We start from the raw sequence: 22,830 nt of genomic DNA, 5'->3' as shown, positions 1-22,830 counted from the left end.
CGCCGCCGTCCTGGACATACGACCGGTTCTACCGGCGGCCGTAGGCTCTACGCATAACGCCTGCTGACGGGCTCGCGGATTTTCTTCGAAAACGTAACGTGCCGAAAATGCTTCGTGGGTACGGTGCCGATCAGACCGGAAGTTCACCCGCGTCCGCACCGGGCCCGCGATCCACGCCGAGCGCGGTGCGGCGCTCGAGAAGTGGGGCCGTGATGAGGAATTCGTGGTTGGGGCGACGGATCGGGACGCGAACCATCGCGGCCGTCGGCTTACTGGGGTTGGCGGCGTCGATGCTGGCGGGCTGCGGTTCCGGGCGAACCGGCGAGGACGATGACGGCGGCGGCCTGGTGGCAGGCACCACCGACAAGATCTTCTCGCTCGATCCGGCGGCCGCCTACGACAACGGCTCGCTCGTCGCAGAGACGCAGATCTACCAGTACCTGCTGAACTTCGCGCCCGGCGACGCGACACCTCGGCCCGATGCCGCGCAGAAGTGCGAGTTCACCGCGCCCACGGTGTACACCTGCACGCTGAAGGACGGCCTGAGATTCGCCAACGGCAACCCGCTGACCGCCACCAGCGTGAAGTTCTCCTTCGACCGGATGCTGCGGATCAACGATCCGAACGGGCCCGCGGCACTGCTCGGCAACCTGGAGAAGACCGACGTGGTGGACGCGCGCACCGTCGCGTTCACGCTGAAGGTGGCCAACGATCAGACCTTCCCCGCGATCCTGCCCACCCAGGCGGGACCGATCGTCGACGAGAAGGTGTACGCCCCGGACCGGGTGTTGCCGGACGAGGATGTGGTGCGGGGCAAGGGTTACTCCGGCCCGTACACCATCGCCGGTTACGACAAGAACAAACTGGTCGAGTACCGGGCGTTCGCCGACTACAACGGCATCCTCGGCACACCGAGAACCAAGACGGTGTCGACGAAGTACTACGCCACCGCCGACAACATGAAACTCGACCTCCAGAACGGTTCGCTCGACGTCGGATATCGGTCGCTGACGCCCACCGACATCGAGTCGCTGCGCAACGACAGCAAGGTCACCGTGCACGAGGGCCCGGGCGGTGAATTGCGCTACCTGGTGTTCAACCTGAACACCATGCCGGGCGGTACGCCCGCGCAGAAGCTGGCCGTGCGCAAGGCGGTCGCGTCCGCCGTCGACCGGGCCGCGCTGGCCGACGGCGTCTACAAGAAGACGTACCTGCCCGCGTATTCGTCCGTGCCGCAGGGCGTGCCGGGCGCGGCGGAGCCGTTCGAGGACATCTACGGCGCCCGGCCGAACAAGGATCAGGCGGCGCGATTCCTGGCCGACGCCGGGGTGGCGACCCCGGTGGAGCTGAATCTCCAATACAACCCGGACCACTACGGCTCCAGCAGCTCCGAGGAGTACGCGGCGATCAAGTCGCAGCTGGAGGCCACCGGTTTGTTCTCGGTCAACCTGCAATCCACCGAATGGGTGACCTACCAGCGCGAACGGGCCCGCGACGGCTACCCGCTCTACCAGTTCGGCTGGTTCCCGGACTTCCCGGACCCGGACAACTACCTCTCTCCGTTCTTCGGCCCGAACAACTTCCTGCAATCGCACTTCGAGGACCCGGGCATCTCCGCGCAGCTGATCGCGCAGGCCACCCAGCCCGACAAGGACAAGCGGCTCGCGCAGATCCAGCAGGTGCAGCGCGACCTCGCGCAGAACTTCCTGCCGATCGTCCCGCTGCTGTCCGGCAAGCAGATCGCGGTCTCGGCCGCAGGCGTGCGAGGCGTGGAGCAGACGCTCGACGCGTCGTTCAAGTTCCGCTATACGGTGCTGAGCAAGTGAGTTCCGGCGAGACGGCCGGGCCCGAGGCGGCGATACCGGCGGACAGCGCGCCGGCAGCGTTCCGGGCCCGGCCCCGGGGCCCGCGGCGAACAGGCAGGGGCGGCGACGATTCCCGGCACCGCATGTTGTCGCGCTACCTCGGCGTCCGCCTGCTGCTGATCCCGGTGACCGCGTGGATCCTGGTCACGGTCGTGTTCTTCCTGATGCGCGTGGTCGGCGATCCGATCAGCGCGGCCATGGGCGGGCGCATGACCCAGGAGCAGATAGCGGCGCGCAAGCAGGCAGCCGGGCTCAACCGGCCGATCCTGGCCCAGTACCGGGACTACCTCTCCGGGTTGCTGCACGGGGATCTCGGCCGCTCCCAGGACAATCGGGAGATCAGCGAGGTGGTGCTCACCTACGGCGCGGCCTCGCTGGAGCTGGTGTGCTGGGCGCTGATCGTCGCGTTCGCGATCGGCGTCCCGCTCGGCAGATACGCCGCCACCCACCGGGATTCGGCTGCCGACACCACGCTGCGCCTGCTGGCCATCCTGTTCTACGCCGCGCCGGTGTTCTTCGTCGGCCTGCTGCTCAAGCTGGTGTTCGCGGTGCGGCTGGGCTGGCTGCCGGTGGCGGGCCGGGCGAGCACCAACGTGGAACTGCGGTTGCAGCACGTCTCGCCGAAGACCAACATCATGGTGATCGACGCGATCCTCTACGGCGATCCCGGCTACCTGCTCGACGTGCTGAAACACGCCGTGCTGCCCGCCGTCGCGCTGGGCCTGCTCACCGCGGGCATCTTCCTGCGGCTGGTGCGGATCAACCTGATCCAGACCCTGCGCGCCGACTACGTGGACGCCGCACGGGCGCGCGGTCTGTCCCGCCGCGTGGTGACCGGGCGGCATGCCTTCCGCAACGCGATGATCCCCATCGTCACGGTGATGGGCATGCAGATCGCCATGATGCTCGGCGCGTCGGTGCTCACCGAGACCACGTTCGAGTGGAAGGGCCTCGGCTACCAGTTCGCGCAGTACCTGTCGGCGCGCGACTTCATCGCCGTGCAGGGCATCGTCGCGTTCATCGCGCTCATCGTGGCGGTGCTGAGTTTCGTGGTGGACGTCCTGGTTGCGCTGATCGATCCGAGGGTGAGGTTCTGATGACCGCTCCGGAACTACTGAACGAACCTCCGGTCATGCCGTCCGCGCCGCGAAGGGGCGTACCCGGCCTGCGGTTGTTCGCGATGACCGCGGGGTTGCAGCGCGCGACGCTGATCCTCGGGCTCGCGTTGGTCGGCGTCTTCGTGGTCGCCGCCGTTCTCGCTCCGCTGATCGCGCCGTACGGGTTCGCCCAGAGCGCCGCCGACGGTATCGAGTTCGCCCGCCAGCAGGCGCCGTCGGCCGAACACTGGTTCGGCACCTCGGTGCGCGGCGAGGACGTGTTCTCGCGGGTGATCTACGGTGCGCGCACCGCGCTGTGGGTGATCGCGATCTCGCTGGTGCTCTCGCTGCTGATCGGGGTGCCGCTGGGGCTGCTGTCCGGCTATGCCGGGCGATGGCCGGACCGGCTGCTGGTGCTGTTCATGGACGCGATGTACGCGTTTCCGACGCTGCTGCTGGCGATCGTGGTGTCCATCGTGGTCGCGGGCGGCCGCTCGACCAGCCTGGGCGGTGTGCTGTCCGCGGCGGTGGCCATCACGGCGGTCTTCGTGCCGCAGTACTTCCGCGTGGTGCGCAACGCGACCGTGGCGGTGAAACAGGAGCCGTACGTCGACGCGGCCCGGGTGACCGGTGCGTCGACCACGCGAATCCTGTTCCGGCACATCCTCGCCAACGTCACCCAATCGCTGCCGGTGATCGTCACGCTCAACGGGTCGGAGGCCATCCTCACCCTGGCCGGGCTCGGCTTCCTCGGTTTCGGCATCGAACCGACCCAGGCCGCGGAGTGGGGCTTCGACCTGAACAAAGCGCTGTCGGACGTTTCCAACGGCATCTGGTGGACCGGCGTCTTCCCCGGCGTCGCCATCGTGCTCGTCGTGCTCGGCATGACCTTGGTGGGCGAGAGCCTCAACGAAGTGCTCAACCCCATCCTGCGCACTCGTCGCGCGGCGGCGGTGGCGAGCGCGCCCGGCGTCGCGCCGGGCGGAGGAAAGGACGTGACCGATGCCTGAGTCTTCCGCGGCCGGCCGGGGCCGCCCGGCCCTGTCCGTCGAATCGCTGTCGGTCACCTTCGCCACCGACGCGGGGCCCGTGCACGCGGTCACCGACGTCTCCTACGAGGTCTATCCGGGCGAAGTGCTGGCCGTCGTCGGGGAATCCGGTTCGGGCAAGTCGGTGAGCTCGCGCACCGCGATGGGGTTGCTGCCCGCGACCGCCACCGTCGCCGGCCTGGTCACCCTGGGCACCGAGCAGGTCACCGCGATGAGCGAGAAGCAGCTCACCGCATTGCGCGGCGGTGCGATCTCGATGGTGTTCCAGGAACCCGGACTGGCGCTGGACCCGTTGTTCACCGTCGGTTTCCAGATCGGCGAGGCGCTGCGGGCGCACACCGAGATGACCAAGAAGGCCGCGAGGGCGCGCGCGGTGGAACTGCTGAGCCTGGTGGGGTTGCCCGACCCGGAGCACCGGGTGGGCTACTATCCGCACCAGCTCTCCGGCGGACAGAAACAACGGGTGATGATCGCTATCGCCATCGCCTGCGAGCCGAAGGTGATCATCGCCGACGAGCCGACCACGGCGCTGGACGTCACGGTGCAGGCCGAGATCCTCGACCTGCTGCGGGACCTGCGCGACCGGATCGGCAGCGCGATCGTGCTGATCACCCACAACATGGGCGTGGTCGCCGACATCGCCGACCGCGTTGTGGTGATGCGCGACGGCGCGGTGGTCGACCAGGCGCCGGTGGACGAGCTGTTCGCCCGGCCCACGGCCGAGTACACCCGCGCCCTGCTTGCCGCCGTGCCGCACCTGGGCGCCGAACAGATCGAACACGGGCGGTCCGGCCGCACCGGAACCGCGACCGATCCGGTGCTCGAGATCCGCGATCTGGTGGTCGAATTCCCCGGCTCGTTCGGCAGGCCGCGGTTCCGCGCCGTGGACGGGGTGAGCCTGCGCATCGCGCCCGGCGAGACACTGGGCCTGGTCGGTGAATCCGGATCGGGCAAGTCGACCATCGGCCGCTGCGTGGCGGCGCTGCAACGGCCGACCTCCGGGACGGTGCGGGTGCGTGGGCAGGACATCGCGGGGCTGTCGCAGCGCAAGCTGCGGCCGATCCGGCGGCGCTTCGGATTCGTCTTCCAGGACCCGGCCAGTTCGCTGAACCCCCGGCTCACCGTGGGGGAGTGCGTGGCGGAGCCGTTGCTGGTGCACAAGGCCGGAAGCTCCGCGCAGATCCGAGCCAGGGTGCGCAGACTGCTCGACGACGTGCGTTTGCCCGCGGGTGTCGAAGGTCGGTACCCGCACGAGTTGTCCGGCGGGCAGCGTCAGCGCGCGAGCCTGGCCCGCGCTCTGGTGCTCGACCCGGACCTGCTGGTCGCCGACGAGCCGACCAGCGCGCTGGACGTCTCGGTGCAGGCGGCGGTACTGGAGCTGTTCGGCCGGCTACAGCGGGAATTCGGTTGGGCGTGCCTGTTCATCAGCCATGACCTGGCGGTGGTCGATCAGCTCGCCGACCGGATCGTGGTGTTGCGCGACGGTGCGGTGGTCGAGGAGGGTGATCGCGATCGCATCCTGCGTGCGCCGCGAGAGGAGTACACCCGGCGCCTGGTCGCCGCGGTGCCGGTGCCCGACCCGGTGCGGCAACGCCGCCGCCGGGAGCAGGCCGGACGGCTCGACGGGAACGAGACGGACTGATCGTCCGCTTTACGGTTGGTTCTGCCCTATTGTCAAGAGGGCGAGCCAACACCGGTGCGGGGTCGTTATCCGGCTCCGGTAGCGTGAGCAGGCATCTATCCGCCGATTCGGTTTGGAGCTTTCCCCGAAGATGACTGAACAGACCCCCAGTGGTGGTGCCTCATACGCCGCGGCAGGCGTGGACATCGAGGCAGGTGACCGCGCAGTCGAGTTGTTCGGGCCATTGGCGAAGAAGGCGACCCGGCCCGAGGTCCAAGGCGGCCTCGGTGGTTTCGCCGGGCTGTTCGCGTTGAAGGGCGGCTACCGGGAACCGCTGCTGGCGGCCTCCACCGACGGCGTCGGCACCAAGATCGCGGTCGCCCAAGCGATGGACAAGCACGACACCGTCGGCCTCGACCTGGTCGCCATGGTGGTGGACGATCTCGTGGTCTGCGGCGCGGAGCCGCTGTTCCTGCAGGACTACATCGCTATCGGCAAGGTCGTGCCGGAGAAGGTCGCCGAACTGGTCTCCGGTATCGCGGAGGGTTGTGTGCGCGCCGGTTGCGCGCTGCTGGGAGGCGAGACCGCCGAGCATCCCGGGCTGATGGACCCGGACGACTACGACCTGTCCGCCACCGGCATCGGCGTGGTCGAGGCCGACGCGGTGCTCGGTCCCGACCGGGTCCGTCCCGGCGACGTGGTGATCGCCATGGGGTCCTCCGGGCTGCACTCCAACGGCTACAGCCTGGCCCGCAAGGTGCTGCTGGACATCGACCGCATGTCGCTCACCGGCCACGTCGAGGAATTCGGCCGCACCCTGGGCGAGGAGCTACTCGAGCCGACCCGGATCTACGCCAAGGACTGCCTGGCGCTGATCGCCGAGACCGATGTGCGCACCTTCGCCCACGTCACCGGCGGCGGCCTGACGGCGAACCTGGCCCGGGTGCTGCCCGCAGGCATGGTGGCCGAGCTGGATCGCGGCACCTGGAACCCGGCGCCGGTGTTCAAGATGATCGCCCAGCGCGGCCGGGTGGAGCGGGCCGAGATGGAGAAGACGTTCAACATGGGCGTCGGCATGGTCGCCGTCGTCGCCCCGGAGGACGTGGACCGGGCGCTGGCGGTGCTGACCGCGCGGCACATCGAGTGCTGGACGCTGGGCACGGTCAAGAAGGCCAAGGACGCCGACGCCGTGCGCGCCGTCCTGGTGGGGGAGCATCCGCGGTTCTGACCGCGGCGAAGACACGTCAGAGTCCCGCATCCTCGTGCGATGCGGGACTCTGTTGTGTTGCAAGCCTTTTCGGCGCCTGTGACGTCAACCCGCGACAACGCTCGAAGGGGGAGGCCCGTCGGCCTCCCCCTTCAGACGTAAATCCGAGTCAGCGGCGCCAGTCGTCGTAGTCGTCCTCGTCCCAGCGGGACAAAGAGTCGTCCGCGTCGTGCTCATCGGACAGCACACCACCACTCCGCTGGGAGTTGGGGCTTCCCGAAAGCTCGCGCTGAAGGCTCGCGAAGTCGGTCGGCGTCGAGCTGTACTTCAGCTCGCGTGCGACCTTGGTCTGCTTTGCCTTAGCCCGGCCACGGCCCATGGCTGACCCCCTCGCGTCACAGCGGGGCGGCCTGGGGTTTGGTGGCGGCCCCGTTCGAATTAATACTCTTCCTGACAGACACTTTAGCGTGTGTCCGGCGGTCTCGCTTCCAGGAGTGGGTGAAGAACTCCGGAACCGGTGCCGTTTGCCCGCTTGTCGCCCCGCCGTGGAATACCTAGACCACGCCGGGTATCGCGCGAATCACACCGACTCGGGCGCCCCCGCCGAACACCGCAGGGGCCGCGAGCTCCGCGTGCGCATCGGTCCACTCGATCCCCATCCGATGCAGAATCGCCAGCGTCAGCGGCATTCGCGCCCGATCGTGACCGTCTTCGATCTTGTACGCGAAAGCCGATCCGTCCGGCAACGCGCCTGCGTGCACACCGTCCGCGCCGATCTTGCACACCAGTCCCGGGGTGGCCTGCATGGTCAGCAGATCGGCCCCGTTCGTGCCGGAAATCACTCGCGGATGCGCGCGCACCGCGTCGGCGACCCGGCGTTCCGGGGTCCCGGGATCGGCCGTCGCCATGGTCGCGAACACCCGCGCGAGGTTGACCAGCGAGACCGGGATGATCGGCAGTCCGCAGCCGTCGATGCCCAGATCGGCTTCGGGCTCGCCGGTCAGGTCGGCCACCGTCGCGATCACCGCGCGCTGGAGCGGATGCGTCCGGTCCTGGTAGCCCTCGGTGGGCCAGCCGTTGATCGCACAGGTCGCGAGCATCGCCGCGTGCTTGCCGGAGCAGTTCATGTAGATCGGATGGGGCTGTTGCCCACCGGCGAGCGCCGCGGCGCGGGCGCGTTCGTCGTACGGCAGATCGGGCGGGCACGCCAGGGACGAGTCGGACAGCCCGAAGCGGTCCAGCAGCCTGCGCACCAGCGCGACATGGTCCGGTTCGCCGAAGTGCGAGGCGGTGGCGATGGCCAGTTCGGCGTCGTCGAGCGGCTGGAACCCATTGCGCAGGAGGGTGATCGCCTGCATCGGCTTGTTCGTCGAACGCGGGAAGATCGGCAGATGCACTTCGCCGAGCTCGAGGGTGGGCTCGCCCCCCGCGTCGAGCACCACCACCGAGCCGCGGTGCACGCATTCGCGGAAGCCCGAGCGGACCACTTCGACCAGTTCCACACTCACAGTTGCGCTCCCGTGCCGATGTCGTCGGTGCGGCCGGCCGCCGCGTGCCGGTGCGCCGCGGCCCGCGCGGCGTTGGTATGCCTGCGCGCGTGCCGTTCGACCTGCATGCGCACGTCGTCGGAGATGGTCGGCTCGTCGGCGAGCAGGATCGTCAACAGATCGAGATCGGCGCCGGTGAACAGGTCGCGGACGGTGATGCCGTGCTCGGGGACGTGCACCACCGAGATCCGGTCCCCCGCCGCGATCGTTCCCTCTTCGAGCACCCGCAGGTAGGCGCCGGTGTCGCTGCGCAGGGCGAACCGTTTGACCCACTGCTGCTCGCCGCTCCAGTGCTGGAACGTCGCGCACGGCACGCGCGGAGCGCTGATCTCCAGCAGAGTGTCGCCGACCGACCAGCGCGCGCCGATCACCGAGTCGCTGACCGGAAGTCCACCCACCCGGAGGTTTTCGCCGAACCACCCGGCGGGCAGGGTGCGGCCGAGTTCCGTGCCCCAGCGTCGGGCGTCCTCGTCGGCGTAGGCGTAGACGGCCTGGTGCACGCCACCGTGATGCTTGGTGTCGCAGACGTGGTCGCCGTCCAAGCCGAGCGCGCGCACCGCGACCCGGCCCGCCACCGGTCGCTTGTCGATAGCGGTACGACCCACCCGGGTCGGCACCTCGAGGTCGGCGTGCACGACACAGGCGGCGAGCACCTCGCCGGTATCACCGACGCGCATGGACAGCGCTCCTCTCGTCACGGATGGGGAGGCTCGGCGCTGAGCAGGGGTGCGGGTGCCGGCTGGAAAAGTCCCATGCCGAACGGTGTTTCGTCAACGGATCAACGCCCGCGCAGCCGGTCGACCGCGAGCCTGCCCGCCTGCGGCTCGTCATCGGAGGGCATCGAATCGGGATCGATGGACGCGGCCACCGGTCCGGCGGCCAGCGCGGTATCGGCCGGAACGGCGCGCTTGACCAGGGCGAGGGCGATCGGGCCGAGCTCGAAGTGGTCGACGACCGTGCCGAGCCTGCCGACCGTGCGGCCACCCGCGGTGACGTCGTCGCCGCTAACCGGGCGCTCGTCCGCCGATCCGTCCAGGTGCAACAGCAGCAGGTGCCGTGGCGGCTTGCCGAGGTTGTGCACCCTGGCCACGGTCTCCTGGCCGCGATAGCAGCCTTTGTCCAGGTGAACCGCTCCTTGCTCGGAGACGCCGCCGATCCAGCGGGCCTCGTGCGGGATGGTGCGCTCGTCGGTGTCCAGGCCGATGCGCGGGCGAACGGCAGCGACGCGCAGCGCCTCGAAGGCCCACATCCCGGCGGGGGTGGCGCCGGCCGCGGTGAGCCGGGTCCAGAGGTCGGTCAGCCGGTCGCGGGGGATGATCAGGTCGAAGGAGTCCGCCGTCGGCCACGGCATCCGGCGCAGGAAGCCGCCGCCGGGCAGCGGCGCCGCCTCGTACATGGCGGGCAGAGCCGGGACCCCGAGCGCTTCGGTCAGACCGGCGACTCCCGGTCCGAGCAGGCTCAGCACCGCGTGATCGGCGGCTTCGACCGGCTTGGCGTCGGCCCAGAAGACCATCTTCTGCAGGAATGCGAGCAGGTCGGGACCGCGCTCGGCCTCGGTATCGATCCAGACGGTGCCGTCCAGCTCGGTGAGCACGAAGTGATGCTGCACCCGGCCGTTCAGATCCAGGTCGAGGTTCTCGGCGGACTGCCCGTCGCCGAGGGCGGCGACATGCTGACTGGTGATGGTGTGCAACCAGGTCAGCCGCTCCGCGCCGGTGATGCGCAGGACGAATCGGTGCGAGCGGTCGACGATCGCGGCGCGCTCCACCGCGGCGCGCTGTTCACCGAACGGATCGCCGTAGTGCCAGGCGACGGCGGCGTCGGGCGAACCCGCCGCTCCCGCGACGGCTCCCGACACACTGAGCAGGGGGCTGGGCGCAACGACCACGGACACCTTCTCCACTCTAGGCGGGTCCGCCCGGCGGTGCGCGAACCGGGCCATGGCGCCGCGGTCCGGCATAGCCGATCGGCATCGCCCGAGCATTACGGCGGGCGCTGTGGTGCGGCTGCACAAAAGGTCTGGCAAAAGCGGCCGTGACATAGGCATTGGCCGCTCACACCGCCTACGCTCGTCGCATGGTGGATCGAGTTCTGGTAACTCTCGATGGTGCGGTCCGAGATGTGGATGCGCCGTTGTTGTTCGCGGACGATATCGGCGTATTGCGCGGCGACGGTGTGTTCGAAACGGTGCTCGTGCGCGCGGGTGTCGCGTGCGCGATCGAATTTCATCTAGGCAGACTGCGCCGCTCCGCGCAGGCGCTCGATCTGCCCGAGCCCGAACTGGGCAAATGGCGCGAGGCGGTGGAGATCGCCGCCAAGGAATGGGGCAGCGAACGCGAAGGGGTGCTGCGGCTGGTGCTGACCCGAGGCCGCGACTCCGAGCTGGCTGGCACACCCGACAAGGTCAAGACCGGCGATCTCGCCGCCGCGGTGCCGGTGCCGACGGCTTTCGTGCTCGTCGTGCCGGTGCCAGAGCGCGTGGCGAAGGCCCGCACCGAAGGCGTCGCCGTGGTGAGCCTCTCGCGCGGTATCTCGGTCGACCTCGCGCAGGCGGCGCCCTGGCAGTTGCTCGGGGCCAAGACGCTGTCCTACGCCACCAACATGGCCGCCCTGCGGTTCGCCGCGCGGATGGGCGCGGACGACGTGATCTTCACCAGCACGGAGAATCGGGTGCTGGAGGGGCCACGGTCCACTGTGGTGATCGCCCGCGACAAGCAGTTGATCACCCCGCCCGCGAAGAACGGCGTGCTGCCCGGCGTCACCCAGCGCGCGCTGTTCGCCGAAGCCGAGAAGGCCGGCTGGCGCTGCCGCTACGACTCGCTGTTCACCGCCGATCTGCTCACCTGCGACAGCGTCTGGATGCTGTCGAGCATCTCGCTTGCGGCGCGGGTCAATTCGCTGGACGGGCTGCGGATGTCCGCGCCGGACAACGCCCAGGAGATCATCGATCTGGTCGATCGCGGCATCGAGCGCGCGGGAGCCATCGGCGACTGGTGACGGGGTGTTCCGCCCGCGAAATCGGTTGCCGCGTCGGCCGGGCACGCAGGGCGGCGCTGTCGTGGCGAGGCGCCGCTCCGTGATCTCCGTCCTACTCGGGCGGGCACGGGGTGGCGATGAGCACGGAAAACAGGCGAAATGGGCGGCAATCGCGCTGGTGGCGTGGCCTAGGACTCATTGTTCCCCGTTGTCTCCGACGTAGTCTTACTACGACACGTCGTAGATATGCAGGAGGCCGGCTTGAACGCCTTGGACATCTCCCGATGGCAGTTCGGCATCACCACGGTCTATCACTTCCTTCTGGTGCCGTTGACCATCGGTCTAGCGCCGCTGGTGGCAGCCATGCAGACCGCCTGGGTCGTCACCGGCAAGCAGCACTGGCTGCGACTGACCAAGTTCTTCGGCAAGCTGTTCCTGATCAACTTCGCGCTCGGCGTCGCGACCGGCATCGTGCAGGAGTTCCAGTTCGGCATGAACTGGAGCGAGTACTCCCGGTTCGTCGGTGACGTGTTCGGCGCCCCGCTCGCGCTGGAAGGCCTGATCGCCTTCTTCATGGAGTCGACCTTCCTCGGGCTGTGGATCTTCGGCTGGAGCCGGTTGCCCAAACTGCTGCACCTGGGCGCGATCTGGATGGTCGCGATCGGCGTGAACGCCTCGGCGTACTTCATCGTCGCGGCCAACTCGTTCATGCAGCATCCGGTCGGTGCCCGCTACAACCCGGAAACCGGCCGCGCGGAGCTACAGAGCATCGTGGAGGTGCTCACCAACAACACCTTGCTGGCCGCTTTCCCGCATGTGGTCGCCGGATCCTTCTTGACGGCGGGCACTTTCGTCGCGGGCATCGCGGGATGGTGGATGGTGCGCAACGCCCGCAGCGGCGACGAGGCGAAACTCGCCGAGGCGCGGGCGATGTGGCGGCCTGCGGCGCGGGTGGGCATCGTCGTGACGATCGTGTCGCTGGCCGGGTTGTTCTACACCGGTGACGTGCAGGGCAAGCTGATGTTCGAGCAGCAGCCGATGAAGATGGCCTCGGCGGAATCGCTGTGCCACACCGCGCTCGACCCCGACTTCTCCGTGCTCACCGTCGGCACGCACAACAACTGCGACAGCGTCACGCACGTACTCGAAGTGCCGTATGTGCTGCCCTGGCTGGCGGAGGGCGAGTTCACCGGCGTGACCTTGGACGGCGTCGTCGACCTGCAGAAGGCCTACAACGAGAAATTCGGCGTCGGTGACTACCGCCCCAACCTGTTCGTCACCTACTGGGCGTTCCGCGCCATGATCGGGCTGTCAGCGGGTTCGGCGCTGCTCGCGCTGGCCGGGCTGTGGCTCACTCGCCGCGGCCGGGTGCCCGACCAGCGCTGGTTCTCCTGGCTGAGCCTGCTGGTCATCCCGACGCCGTTCCTGGCCAACAGCGCCGGATGGGTGTTCACCGAGATGGGGCGCCAGCCCTGGGTGGTCGTGCCCAACCCCACCGGTGACCCGAACCTGCGCCTCACCGTGCAGCAGGGCGTCTCGGACCACTCGCCCGGCGTCGTCCTGTTCTCCCTGATCACCTTCACGCTGCTGTACGGCGCGCTCGCGATCGTGTGGTTCTACCTGATGCGCCGGTACGTGATCCACGGACCCGATCCAGCCGCACCCGCCGCGTCCGAGCCGCACGGCACGGACCCGACCTCGGGCGGCCGCACGGCCGAAGAACCCGCCGTCGAACACCTTTCGTTCGCCTACTAGGAGCCGGCGATGAGTCTGCAAGAGTTCTGGTTCGTCCTGATCGGCGCGCTGTTCACCGGCTACTTCGTGCTGGAGGGCTTCGACTTCGGCGTCGGCATGCTCATGCCGATCCTCGGCAAGGGGTCCGACCGGCGCAGGCGCGCGGTGCTCAACACCATCGGGCCGGTGTGGGACGCCAACGAGGTCTGGCTGATCACCGCGGGCGCCGCGATGTTCGCCGCGTTCCCCGAGTGGTACGCCAGCCTGTTCTCCGGCTTCTACCTGGCCTTGCTGCTGGTGCTCGTCGCGCTGATCCTGCGGATCTGCGCGATCGAGTACCGCGGCAAGATCGACGACCCGCGCTGGCGGGCCCGCTGCGACATCGGCGTCGGCATCGGTTCCTGGGTTCCGGCGCTGGCCTGGGGCTGGGTGTTCGCCAATGTCGTGCACGGTGTTCCGCTGAACGAGAAGAAGCAGTTCGCGGGCTCGGTGGCCGACTTGTTCGGGCCCTACGCCCTGCTCGGCGGATTGGCGACCGGGCTGCTGTTCGCGCTGCACGGAGCGATGTTCCTGGTGCTCAAGACGGCCGGCGAGGTACGCGACGACGCCCGGCGCACCGCCCGGCTGCTGCTGGCTCCGACGGTGGTCGTGGTCGGCGGATTCGGATTGTGGACCCAGCTGTCCTACGGGACCGGCTGGACCTGGATCCCGCTGGCGCTGGCGATACTCGGCCTGGTCGTCGCGGCGGCCGCCGACTTCGCCCAGCGTGACGGGTGGGCGTTCACCGGCACCACGGTGACCGTCGCGGCGGCGACCGCGCTGCTGTTCGGTTCACTGTTCCCGAACGTGCTTCCGTCGACGCTCGACGCGGCATTCGACCTGACGATCCACAACGCGTCCTCGACGCCGTACACGCTGAAGGTGATGAGCTGGGCGGCGGCGCTGGCCACCCCCGTCGTGCTGGTGTACCAGGGCTGGACCTACTGGGTCTTTCGCAAGCGGATCACCGTCGAGCAGATTCCGCCCCCGGTCGGCCTGCCCATGCGGCGCGTGCGGGACTGACGCCATGGCCCGCCCGCCGATCGACCCGCGCCTGTGGCGGTACGCCCGCTCGGCGCGCGGCTACCTGGCGCTGAGCGTCGCGCTGTCACTGGTCGTCACCGCGGCGATCGTGGTGGCGGCGCTGCTGATCGGGCGGGTGCTGGCCGGGGTGGTCACCGACCCGGGTTCGCGCACGCTCGGCGCGTGGACGGTCGAACTGGTCGTGCTCGCGCTCGTGATCGCGGGCCGGGTGCTCGCCACGTGGTCGCAGTCCCGGCTGGCGCATCGAGCGGGCGCGAGCGTGGTGGCGGAGCTGGAGGGCGCGGTGCTCGCGGCGGGCGCACGGCTGTCGCCTCGCGAACTCGACACGCGCCGAACCGAGTTGGCCGTGGTCGTCGGCACGGGCCTGTCCGGGCTGCGCGGCTATCTCGTCGGCTACGTACCCGCTCTGCTGCTGGCGGTGCTGGTGCCGCCGATCGTGCTCGCGGTCATCGCGGCCCACGATCCGACCTCCGGGGTGATCGCGGTGATCACCTTGCCGCTCATCCCGATCTTCATGATCCTCATCGGGCTGCTGACCCAGGGGAGAGCCGAAGCCACCCTCGCGGCCACCACCCGGTTGTCGGACCAATTGCTCGACCTGTTCGCGGGCATGCCGACGTTGCGCGCGCTCGGCCGCGAGACGGGCCACGCGGAATCCGAACCAGACGCCGCCGCACACACCATGCGGCACCGCGTCCGCGATCTCGGTGACGCGCTGCGGCAACGCACCATGCGGGCGCTGCGCATGGCTTTCCTGTCCTCGATGGTGCTGGAGATGCTCGCGACCCTCAGCGTGGCCCTGATCGCGGTCTCCATCGGGCTGCGGCTGGTATTCGGCGAGATGAGTCTCTACGCGGGCTTGGTGGTGCTGGTGCTCGCCCCCGAGGTGTACCTGCCGCTGCGCATGGTGGGCGAACGTTTCCACGCCGCCCAGGACGGCATGGCGGCCGCGGACAAAGCGTTCGAGATTCTCGAGTCCACGCCTGCCGCGGACGTCGGCGGCGGGCGCGTCACGGCCCTCGACGATAATCCGCTCGCGTCGCTGCCTGGTCATGGTGTGGTGGGTGCGGCGGCACTGGACCCTGGCGACGAGCCGATCGCGTCGGCGCCCCGCCATGGCGTGCGGAGGCTTTCGGCGACCGATCCAGGCGACGCGCCGACCGGGTGGCTGCCTGGCCACGGTGTGGTGGGTGCGGCAGCCCAGGACCGTGACGGCGAGCCGATCGCGTCGGCGCCCGGTCATGGTGTGGAGGGTGCGTCGGCGACCGACTCCGGCGACGAGCCGACCGCATGGGGGCCCCGCCGTGGTGGAGTGGGCGCGGTGGCAGAACCGGCGGGCGGTGATGCGAGCGACGACCGCCGCACCATGCGGAAGCCGGCCATGGCGACGGTTCGTCGCGACAGCTCCGCGGGCCCAGGCGCGGTCGAACTCCGTGACCTCTCGGTGCGGGCGCGGGACGGGTACGCCCCCGCGGGTCTGTCGGCGGTCTTGCGGCCCGGCTCCCTCACTGTGCTCGCCGGTCCCAACGGCAGCGGCAAATCGACCGCGGTGCAGGCGATCCTGGGCTTGATCGCGCCTGACCGAGGCGTCGTGACCGTCGACGGTGCCGACATCCGTGAACTGGACCCGGACGGATGGTGGGCGCGTGTGGCGTGGCTGCCGCAGCGGCCGGTGCTGGTACCCGGCACGCTGCGGGACAACCTCGAACTGCTCGGCGCGCGAACTGCGGACCGCGCCGCCCGCGGCCCGGCGCGCGTCATCGACGATCTCGAAGCCGCCTGCCTGGCCACCGGCTTCGACGCCGTGCTGGCGGATCTGCCGGACGGCTGGAACACCGTGGTAGGCCCCGGCGGCATCGGCCTGTCACTCGGCCAGCGCCAACGCCTCGCGCTGACCAGGGTGCTGGCCACCGATCGCCCGATCCTGCTGCTGGACGAGCCGACCGCGCACCTCGACGCCGCCGCCGAAGCCACCGTGCTGGCCGCCCTCCAGGTCCGGGCCCGCGCGGGCGCGACGGTCGTCGTCATCGGCCACCGCCCGACCGTGCTGGCCGCCGCCGATCACGTCGTCGAGGTACGCGCCGACCGAGCGGAGGTCCTGCGGTGAACGCGCGAAGCATCGTCGACTCGCATGGAAGTCGTCCGCCGGTCACCTTTCCAGGCGTGGTTCGGCGTGACGGTCGGGCCGATGCCGATCGCCCCCGGTCACGTCATAGGGCCGGCGTAGGCGAGAAAGCTCGCTCAGTGAGCGGCGCGACCTGTGTGGAAGACCCGCTGATGGTCGGCCGCGGTTCGCGAGCCGACGCGAGGGACGGGCGAGAGGGGCGATCGCGATGACGCGGGCCGTTTCACGCGACACGACGACGTTCGGTGATCTGCGCCGGATGTGGACGCTGCTCGAATTGTCCCGCGGGCGGGTCGCGGTGGCGATCGGGTGGGGTGTGCTGGCGCTGGGCAGCGGGCTCGGTCTCGCGGCGCTGGCGGCCTGGCTGATCGCGCGAGCCTGGCAGATGCCGCCGGTGCTCGACCTGAGCATCGCCGTGGTCGCGGTGCGCGCGCTGGGCATCTCGCGCGGCCTGTGCCGGTACCTGGAACGTCTCGCCACGCACGACGTGGCCCTGCGCGCCATGACGACCGCGCGCACCACGGTCTACCGTACGCTGGCTCGCTCGGATTTCTGGCTGCGCAGGCCCGAGGTCCCGCGGACCGGGCACGACCGATCGGATGCGCCCGCCGGGGAGACGAAGCCGCCGCGCCGCGGTGATCTCCTGGTCCGCGTCGGCCGTGACATCGACGACCTGGGCGCCGTGGTGGTCCGCGTGTTCGTGCCGGTCGCGGTCGCCCTCGTCCTCTCGGTCGCGGCCGTCGGGCTCCTGGCCACGATCTCCCCGGCCGCCGCAGGCATCCTGGCGGGTGCGCTGGCCCTGTCCGGCATCGTCGCGCCGTGGTTGTCGGCCGCGGCGGCGTCGGAGGCGGAACGCGCCGTCCTCGCCGACCGGGCGGAGTTCACCGCGCAGGCTTTGACAGTCCTCGACCACGCGGCGGAATTGCGCGTCGCCGGTCGTCTCGACGCCGCTCTCGACGCGGCCGCAGCGGCGTCACGCCGAGCCGTCGCCGCGGAGGACCGGGCCGCCCGGCGCAGCGCCTGGGCCGCCGCCGCCACGCCGCTCTCGATCGGCGCCGCCGTGCTGGGCGCCCTGCTGATCGGCATCACCATCTACGGCCCCGATGGCGGTGCCGCGGGCGCGATGACACCGATGGCGCTGGTCGTCCTGGTTCTCTTGCCCCTCTCGGCCTTCGAAGCGGTCGGCCCGCTGCCCGCAGCGGCGCAGGCCCTGACGACCGCCCGTGCCGCGCTGCATCGCCTGGACGGATTCGAATCCGGTTCGCCCACCGGCACGGCGACAGACCCCTGTGACTCCCGGCCCGGCTACGACTCGGAGCCGGAAGGACGGCGGACGAGCCTCGCGCCCTCGGCCCGGTTACAGGACGCGCGCGTGCCGGAACTGCCTCGGGGCAGGCGGATCGCGGTGGTCGGCCCCAGCGGCGCGGGCAAGACGACCCTGCTGATGAAGTGGGCGGGGTTGTTCGGCACACCGCGCCCCGGCATCACCTTCTTCGCCGAGGACGCGCACCTGTTCGGCACCTCGGTGCTGGAGAATCTGCGGGTAGCGCGTGGCGATCTGACCGCCGAAGACGCCGAGAAGGCGTTGCGGACAGTCGGTCTCGGTGACTGGCTGGACGGGCTAGCGGAGGGGGTGCACACCGGCCTGGCCGGGGGAGCGGCCGCTGTGTCGGGCGGCCAGCGTCGCCGGATACTGCTCGCGCGGGCGCTCGTGTCACCGGCTCGGGTGTTGCTGCTCGATGAACCGACGGAGCACCTGGAGGCCGAGCCCGGGGCGCAGCTGCTGCGCGACCTGTTGGACGTCGACAGCGGCATCGTGGAACCCGATCGCGTCGTGGTCGTTGTCACACATCAACTGCCGGAGGACCATCAGGCCGACACGGTGCTCCGGATCACCGCATCGGGCCTGGTCGCAACGGAATTCGCGGCGCGAGCGACAGCGTGTGACGCCCCCGATTCCGCCCACCGAGAAATTCCGTTGCCGAGCCGCTGACACGCCGCTAGATTCGTTCGTACACGAGGAAGGAGGTGGTTCGACGAATGGATATTCATAGGACACGTGAGGTGGCTGTCCGCTAGCGCCACCGCTGCAGGTGGATTTCGCCCGCGCGAGCGCTGAGCGAATTCCAGGCAGTCACCCGGCCCCCGAGCCCCGGTCTGTCCGACCGGACCCGTGCGATGAGAGTCGTACCGGTATGGCTCGGGGGCTGTTCCGCCTCTCCGGGTCTTCAGGCCATACAAGTCGGGGGCCGCTCGGGTTGGTCACAGGTCCTGCGTCAGGGTGTGCCGGGGTCTTGGGCGTACCCGGTGAGTTACCCATGTTCTTTCGAGATCAGCTGTCGCGTTGGCAGTGATATCAGTTGCCGGGTCAGGCGGTTGACGGGCCCGGCTCAGCCGATGTAGCGCTGGAGGCGGGCCGAGAGGCGTGGTTCGAGGGGGCCGTCGGCTACGACGCGTTCCTCGACGTAGGCCAGATCGCCGCCTTCGACGATGCCGTAGAGGCGCTTGGCGCCGCCCACGACGATGCCGGACTGGCTGCGGATCACCACGTCGGTGGCCAGTTCCCAGGACGACTGGGTCAACGCCTGGCCGTAGAACAGCTCGACGATGCCGCTGCTGTGCGACAGCAGCAATTCGATGACCTCGTCGTTGCCGTCGATGCCGACCCGCCAGAAGCCGCTCTCCCGCAGGTCGGGGCCGCCGTAGTCGCCGTCGGCCTCGATCACCCAGGACCGGGATTCCCAGGCCAGGTAGTCGCCACCGTCGTGCGAGACGACGATCTGCTGGCCGAACCGGTAGTCCCCGCGCTCGGGGTCGTTGCCCTCGCCCTCGCCGCGCCACACGCCCACCAGCGGCAGCAGCGCGAGCATCGAGGCGCTCAGATCCGGGCCGAGGCGCAGATTGGCGGTGTCCTCGGGCAGCGGAAGATCCGGTAGGACCGGGATATTTCGCGCGCCGGTCGATCTCGCCCGTTCGGCCGCGTCGGCCACGGCCTGGTCACCGCTGCGGCGACCGGCGGAATCGGCCGGAGCGGTTCCGTTCAGTTGTTCACTCGCTCGCTCGGCCGGGTTGGAACCTTCGCTCGCGAGTTCGCTCATGATTCGGTGAACAGCCGGTAGAAGACGTAGAGGCCGAACCAGCCGATCAGAACGGCCACGGCCACCAGCAGAATCTCGAAGAAGAGGACCACGATCCGAGTCTAACGACCCCCTCGTCGCGGCACGCAAACGGCCCCGGTGCTTCCGCGGAGCGGAAAGCGACCGGGGCCGTTCGACCGGTGCGGCGTCTTACTTGGCGACCGTGACGTCGACCGAGTGGATGCCCGCGCCCTCGGGGCGCACCTCGGCCGAGCCGTTGCCCGCCGAGGAGAGCGCACGGACGGTCCACGAGCCGGGAGCCGCGAAGAACCGGAAGTCACCGGTGCCCGAGGCGACGACCTCGGCGGTGAAATCACCGTTGCCGTCGAGCAGGCGCACGAACGCCCCGCCCACCGGCTGGCCGTCGGCGCTCAGGACACGGCCGGTGATGACCGTTTCCTTCTCCACGTCGACACCGGCCGGGATGGCCTGACCCTGGGTAGGTGCTGCACACATATCTCTTACTCTCCCAACTCGATCGGAGCGCCGACGAGCGAGCCGTACTCGGTCCAGCTCCCGTCGTAGTTCTTGACGTTCTGGTGGCCGAGCAGTTCCTGCAGCACGAACCAGGTGTGCGAGGAGCGCTCGCCGATCCGGCAGTAGGCGATGGTCTCCTTCTCGCCGTCCAGGCCGGCTTCCTTGTAGATCTCGGTCAGCTCGGCATCGGACTTGAAGGTGCCGTCCTCGTTCGCGGCCTTGCTCCACGGCACGTTGATGGCGCCGGGGATGTGGCCAGGACGCTGGCTCTGCTCCTGCGGGAGGTGGGCGGGCGCCAGAATCTTGCCGGTGAACTCGTCGGGCGAACGCACGTCGACCAGGTTCTTGGTGCCGATGGCCGCGATGACCTCGTCGCGGAAGGCGCGGATGGACAGGTCGGGCGCCGACGCCTTGTACTGGGTGGCGGGCCGGTTCACCGCCTCGGTGGACAGCGGACGGCCGTCGAGCTCCCACTTCTTACGGCCACCGTCGAGCAGCTTGACGTTGTTGTGGCCGTACAGCTTGAAGTACCAGTAGGCGTACGCGGCGAACCAGTTGTTGTTGCCGCCGTACAGGATGACCTCGTCGTCGTTCGAGATGCCGCGGGCCGAGAGCAGATCGGAGAACTGCTCCTGGTTCACGAAGTCGCGACGAACCTGATCCTGCAGGTCCTTCTTCCAGTCGAGCCGGACGGCACCCTCGATGTGCCCACCGTCGTAGGCGGAGGTGTCCTCGTCGACCTCGACGAAGACGACGCCGGGGGCGTTGAGGTTCTCTTCGGCCCAGTCAACGGAGACCAGGACATCGGAGCGAGCCATTGTTTTCCTTTCAGAGATGACGAGCAGGGTCAGTTCGATGCCGGTGACGGGCTCCGGCGGAGACGGGCGACCAGCGGGTAGATCTGGCAACCCAGGCAGATCCCGAACGCCGCGTTCAGGAACGCCGCGAACAGGGCAAAGCCGGCGAACACCGCGCCGACGACTGTGGAGCCGAGCGCGAAGCCCAGCAGGCTGACGGCCGCGAAGACGAAACCGAGCAGCTGCGCGAACCGCAGCGGCGCCGTCGGCTCGGTCGCGCTGGTCGGCGCCAGGCGCGGCGCGACGAATGCCGCGTAGATCCGGCCATACGGATGGCGGCGCGGACCGAGGGCCGCGCCGATCGCGAAGACGACCGCCTGCAGGGCGATCAGGACCGCGGCCGCGCCGGGCGAGAACGCGGCGGCGAGCAGGATGACCACGAGGACGCCGGTGGTCACCCATGCGGCGAAGCGCGGGCCGCGAACATCGACCTGGTCTGCGGTAGTGGGTTGCGTTCCGGAACTGTTACGGATCTGGGTGGACATTGTGCGTACTCCTGCGCTGGGAAAGTCCGATGACTGAAGATTTGCCAATTCGCCGGGGGATCGTGAGATCACTCGCGCGGCGGACAGGGGTCGGCGTCAGGAAATCCGGGGAAGCCGACCGATCAGCGGCACAGGCAGCAACAACCACCGAGCCGACACAGATCCACTGTGCGGCGTCGGGTGAGCATCAGCTCGTGGTTGGAAAGCACGTCAGCAGTTTACCCAATTCGGCGGGGGAATTGGACCCGGGGTGGATCACATCCGTCGAGGGGACTTGTCGTCGCAGCTCAGGCCGCTGCGGTCAGCGGCTCCAGCGCGGACTGCAGATCGGTGGCCTTGGGCACGCCGGAAATGCGGAACCGTTCCCTGCCCGCGGTGTCGAAGACGAACGTGGTGGGCAGCGACAGCACGTTCAACTCCCGCGCGAGAGCGGGCTCGGCGTCGATGTCCACCTCGATGTCCTGAGGCGGCTGCGGCGATCCCGCGAGCTGGTCGGTGACATTGGCAACCACCCGGCGAACCGCGTCGCACGGCCCGCACCATTCGGCGGAGAAATGCAGGACCGCGGGACCGTCGCCGGTCACCCCGACGGCCGCCAGCAGATCCGCGCGGTCGGACAGGTCGATGCCGTCGGCCGCGCGTACCTTGCCTTCACGGCGGCGCAGCAGGATGCCCACCGCCAGCGCGGCGAGCAGTACGACTGCCAGGATGGTGACTTGGATCATGGTCGCTGCAATCGGTCGAGGTCGATCGTGACGTTCACGCCCTTGCCCTCCACGACGATCTGACCGCCCTGGGCGGAGACCTTGGTGGGCCGGACGCCGAACGGCAACTCCTTGGTATCGATGGTACGGGTGAACCGGGCGAGCACCGCGGGACGATCGGCCTCGGTGATCACCGCCACAGGCATGGTCTCGGTGCCGGGCGGGCCGCGATAGAAACCCGTCGCCACGATCTTCACCTGATCGCCGTCGAGCGACAGATCGGCCTGCACGCTCACTTTCTCGCCGCTGTACTGCGCGCCGGGCGTCTCGGGCAGGGTGCCGGTGAGCACCAGCGCGCCCGTGGTGGTCATGCCGGAACCACCCGATCCTCCGGTCCCGTCGGACTTGTCCGCGGGCCGCGAATGCACCTGCAGATCGGGGATGGTGAACAGCCTGCCGAGTTCGGTCGGCTCCACCCGCAACCTGCTGTCCACTCGCTCCACGGGGACGCCGCGCAGGCTGCCGTCGACGAGTTCGCCGACCGGGAGCCGCACTCCCGTCAGCGTCGCCTCCAGGGCGGTTTCGCCGGGGATGTCCGCACGCTTCGCGCGCGCCCGGATCTCCACGTGGTCGTAGCGGCTGTCCCAGGCCTGGCCGAGGAAGGGGAAACCGTGAATCGTCACCTCGGGATCGGCGGTGAGATCGGCGCCGTCGCGCAGCGCGCGGGACACGCGATATTCCGAATAGGCCGCGGTGCTGAAGTCGACGACGACGGCGAAACCCGCCAGACACAGCAGGCCGATGATCAGCTTGCGCATGCTCCCCCGTCTCTCCGGGTCTCGGGCCGCTGCGGCCGGTAGCCGCGC

20 protein-coding genes are annotated in these 22,830 nt (G+C 69.4%); 10 read left to right on the top strand and 10 right to left on the bottom strand.

Going from position 1 to position 22,830, the window contains the following annotated elements; genetic code table 11:
* Positions 1–290 precede the first annotated feature (290 nt).
* The 5 genes from ACZ6DL_RS13320 (at position 291) to purM (ending at position 6,860) form a co-directional block, all read left to right on the top strand.
* Positions 291–1,826 (top strand): ABC transporter substrate-binding protein, encoded by a 1,536-nt coding sequence (locus tag ACZ6DL_RS13320; protein ID WP_466051302.1) that lies wholly within the window; start codon positions 291–293, stop codon positions 1,824–1,826.
* Positions 1,827–1,948: 122 nt separating this feature from the next.
* Positions 1,949–2,962, top strand: a complete 1,014-nt coding sequence (locus ACZ6DL_RS13315; protein WP_466050917.1) for an ABC transporter permease — start codon at positions 1,949–1,951, stop codon at positions 2,960–2,962.
* A 35-nt stretch (positions 2,963–2,997) separates the two neighbouring features.
* Entirely contained in the window at positions 2,998–3,972 is a 975-nt protein-coding gene (locus ACZ6DL_RS13310) for an ABC transporter permease (RefSeq protein ID WP_466051301.1), read from the top strand.
* The gene (locus ACZ6DL_RS13305) at positions 3,965–5,653 is read left to right on the top strand and encodes an ABC transporter ATP-binding protein (RefSeq protein WP_466050915.1); all 1,689 of its coding nucleotides are present in this window, start codon (positions 3,965–3,967) and stop codon (positions 5,651–5,653) included. Before ACZ6DL_RS13310 ends, ACZ6DL_RS13305 begins: the two co-directional genes overlap by 8 nt.
* 130 nt (positions 5,654–5,783) lie before the next feature.
* The gene (purM, locus tag ACZ6DL_RS13300) at positions 5,784–6,860 is read left to right on the top strand and encodes a phosphoribosylformylglycinamidine cyclo-ligase (RefSeq protein WP_040864733.1); all 1,077 of its coding nucleotides are present in this window, start codon (positions 5,784–5,786) and stop codon (positions 6,858–6,860) included.
* Between the two features lie 148 nt (positions 6,861–7,008).
* Here purM and ACZ6DL_RS13295 read toward each other — a convergent pair whose 3' ends face one another.
* The 4 genes from ACZ6DL_RS13295 to ygfZ all read right to left on the bottom strand — a co-directional run bounded on the left by ACZ6DL_RS13295 (position 7,009) and on the right by ygfZ (position 10,328).
* A complete protein-coding gene (locus ACZ6DL_RS13295; protein ID WP_063053670.1) occupies positions 7,009–7,218 on the bottom strand; it encodes a DUF3073 domain-containing protein in 210 nt (69 codons plus the stop codon).
* Between the two features lie 175 nt (positions 7,219–7,393).
* Complete coding sequence (locus ACZ6DL_RS13290) at positions 7,394–8,347, bottom strand: asparaginase (RefSeq protein WP_466050913.1); 954 nt, start codon at positions 8,345–8,347, stop codon at positions 7,394–7,396.
* Complete coding sequence (locus ACZ6DL_RS13285) at positions 8,344–9,063, bottom strand: MOSC domain-containing protein (RefSeq protein WP_466050912.1); 720 nt, start codon at positions 9,061–9,063, stop codon at positions 8,344–8,346. The genes ACZ6DL_RS13290 and ACZ6DL_RS13285 overlap by 4 nt, the downstream gene beginning before the upstream one ends.
* 101 nt (positions 9,064–9,164) lie before the next feature.
* On the bottom strand, positions 9,165–10,328 hold the full coding sequence (ygfZ, locus tag ACZ6DL_RS13280) for a CAF17-like 4Fe-4S cluster assembly/insertion protein YgfZ (RefSeq protein ID WP_466051300.1): 1,164 nt from the start codon (positions 10,326–10,328) through the stop codon (positions 9,165–9,167).
* A gap of 134 nt (positions 10,329–10,462) precedes the next feature.
* On the opposite strand from ygfZ, the gene ACZ6DL_RS13275 reads away from it, so the two are divergent.
* The 5 genes from ACZ6DL_RS13275 (at position 10,463) to cydC (ending at position 18,297) form a co-directional block, all read left to right on the top strand.
* The gene (locus tag ACZ6DL_RS13275; protein WP_466050910.1) at positions 10,463–11,383 is read left to right on the top strand and encodes an aminodeoxychorismate lyase; all 921 of its coding nucleotides are present in this window, start codon (positions 10,463–10,465) and stop codon (positions 11,381–11,383) included.
* A gap of 240 nt (positions 11,384–11,623) precedes the next feature.
* Positions 11,624–13,117, top strand: a complete 1,494-nt coding sequence (locus ACZ6DL_RS13270) for a cytochrome ubiquinol oxidase subunit I (RefSeq protein ID WP_466050908.1) — start codon at positions 11,624–11,626, stop codon at positions 13,115–13,117.
* A gap of 9 nt (positions 13,118–13,126) precedes the next feature.
* Positions 13,127–14,158, top strand: coding sequence for a cytochrome d ubiquinol oxidase subunit II (gene cydB, locus ACZ6DL_RS13265; RefSeq protein WP_466050906.1), 1,032 nt, complete (start codon positions 13,127–13,129; stop codon positions 14,156–14,158).
* A gap of 4 nt (positions 14,159–14,162) precedes the next feature.
* Entirely contained in the window at positions 14,163–16,286 is a 2,124-nt protein-coding gene (locus tag ACZ6DL_RS13260; protein ID WP_466050904.1) for an ABC transporter ATP-binding protein/permease, read from the top strand.
* Positions 16,287–16,512: 226 nt separating this feature from the next.
* Positions 16,513–18,297 carry a thiol reductant ABC exporter subunit CydC gene (gene cydC, locus ACZ6DL_RS13255; protein ID WP_466050902.1) on the top strand — a complete coding sequence of 595 codons (1,785 nt, stop codon included), beginning with the start codon at positions 16,513–16,515 and terminating at the stop codon, positions 18,295–18,297.
* Between the two features lie 397 nt (positions 18,298–18,694).
* On the opposite strand, the gene ACZ6DL_RS13250 is transcribed toward cydC, so the two are convergent.
* From ACZ6DL_RS13250 to ACZ6DL_RS13225, 6 genes are all read right to left on the bottom strand, one after another.
* The gene (locus ACZ6DL_RS13250; RefSeq protein ID WP_393234618.1) at positions 18,695–19,402 is read right to left on the bottom strand and encodes a heme-binding beta-barrel domain-containing protein; all 708 of its coding nucleotides are present in this window, start codon (positions 19,400–19,402) and stop codon (positions 18,695–18,697) included.
* 189 nt (positions 19,403–19,591) lie between these two features.
* Complete coding sequence (locus ACZ6DL_RS13245) at positions 19,592–19,897, bottom strand: DUF1416 domain-containing protein (protein WP_040864741.1); 306 nt, start codon at positions 19,895–19,897, stop codon at positions 19,592–19,594.
* Positions 19,898–19,902: 5 nt separating this feature from the next.
* Positions 19,903–20,736 carry a sulfurtransferase gene (locus ACZ6DL_RS13240; RefSeq protein ID WP_040864742.1) on the bottom strand — a complete coding sequence of 278 codons (834 nt, stop codon included), beginning with the start codon at positions 20,734–20,736 and terminating at the stop codon, positions 19,903–19,905.
* A 29-nt stretch (positions 20,737–20,765) separates the two neighbouring features.
* Complete coding sequence (locus ACZ6DL_RS13235) at positions 20,766–21,260, bottom strand: DUF4395 domain-containing protein (RefSeq protein ID WP_466050899.1); 495 nt, start codon at positions 21,258–21,260, stop codon at positions 20,766–20,768.
* A 287-nt stretch (positions 21,261–21,547) separates the two neighbouring features.
* The gene (locus tag ACZ6DL_RS13230) at positions 21,548–21,985 is read right to left on the bottom strand and encodes a thioredoxin family protein (RefSeq protein WP_393234626.1); all 438 of its coding nucleotides are present in this window, start codon (positions 21,983–21,985) and stop codon (positions 21,548–21,550) included.
* Positions 21,982–22,782 carry an LmeA family phospholipid-binding protein gene (locus ACZ6DL_RS13225; RefSeq protein WP_357119584.1) on the bottom strand — a complete coding sequence of 267 codons (801 nt, stop codon included), beginning with the start codon at positions 22,780–22,782 and terminating at the stop codon, positions 21,982–21,984. Before ACZ6DL_RS13225 ends, ACZ6DL_RS13230 begins: the two co-directional genes overlap by 4 nt.
* Positions 22,783–22,830: the final 48 nt, after the last annotated feature.

Source organism: Nocardia sp. NPDC041819, assembly GCF_055590505.1.
This window is presented reverse-complemented; position numbering and strand designations above follow the sequence as displayed.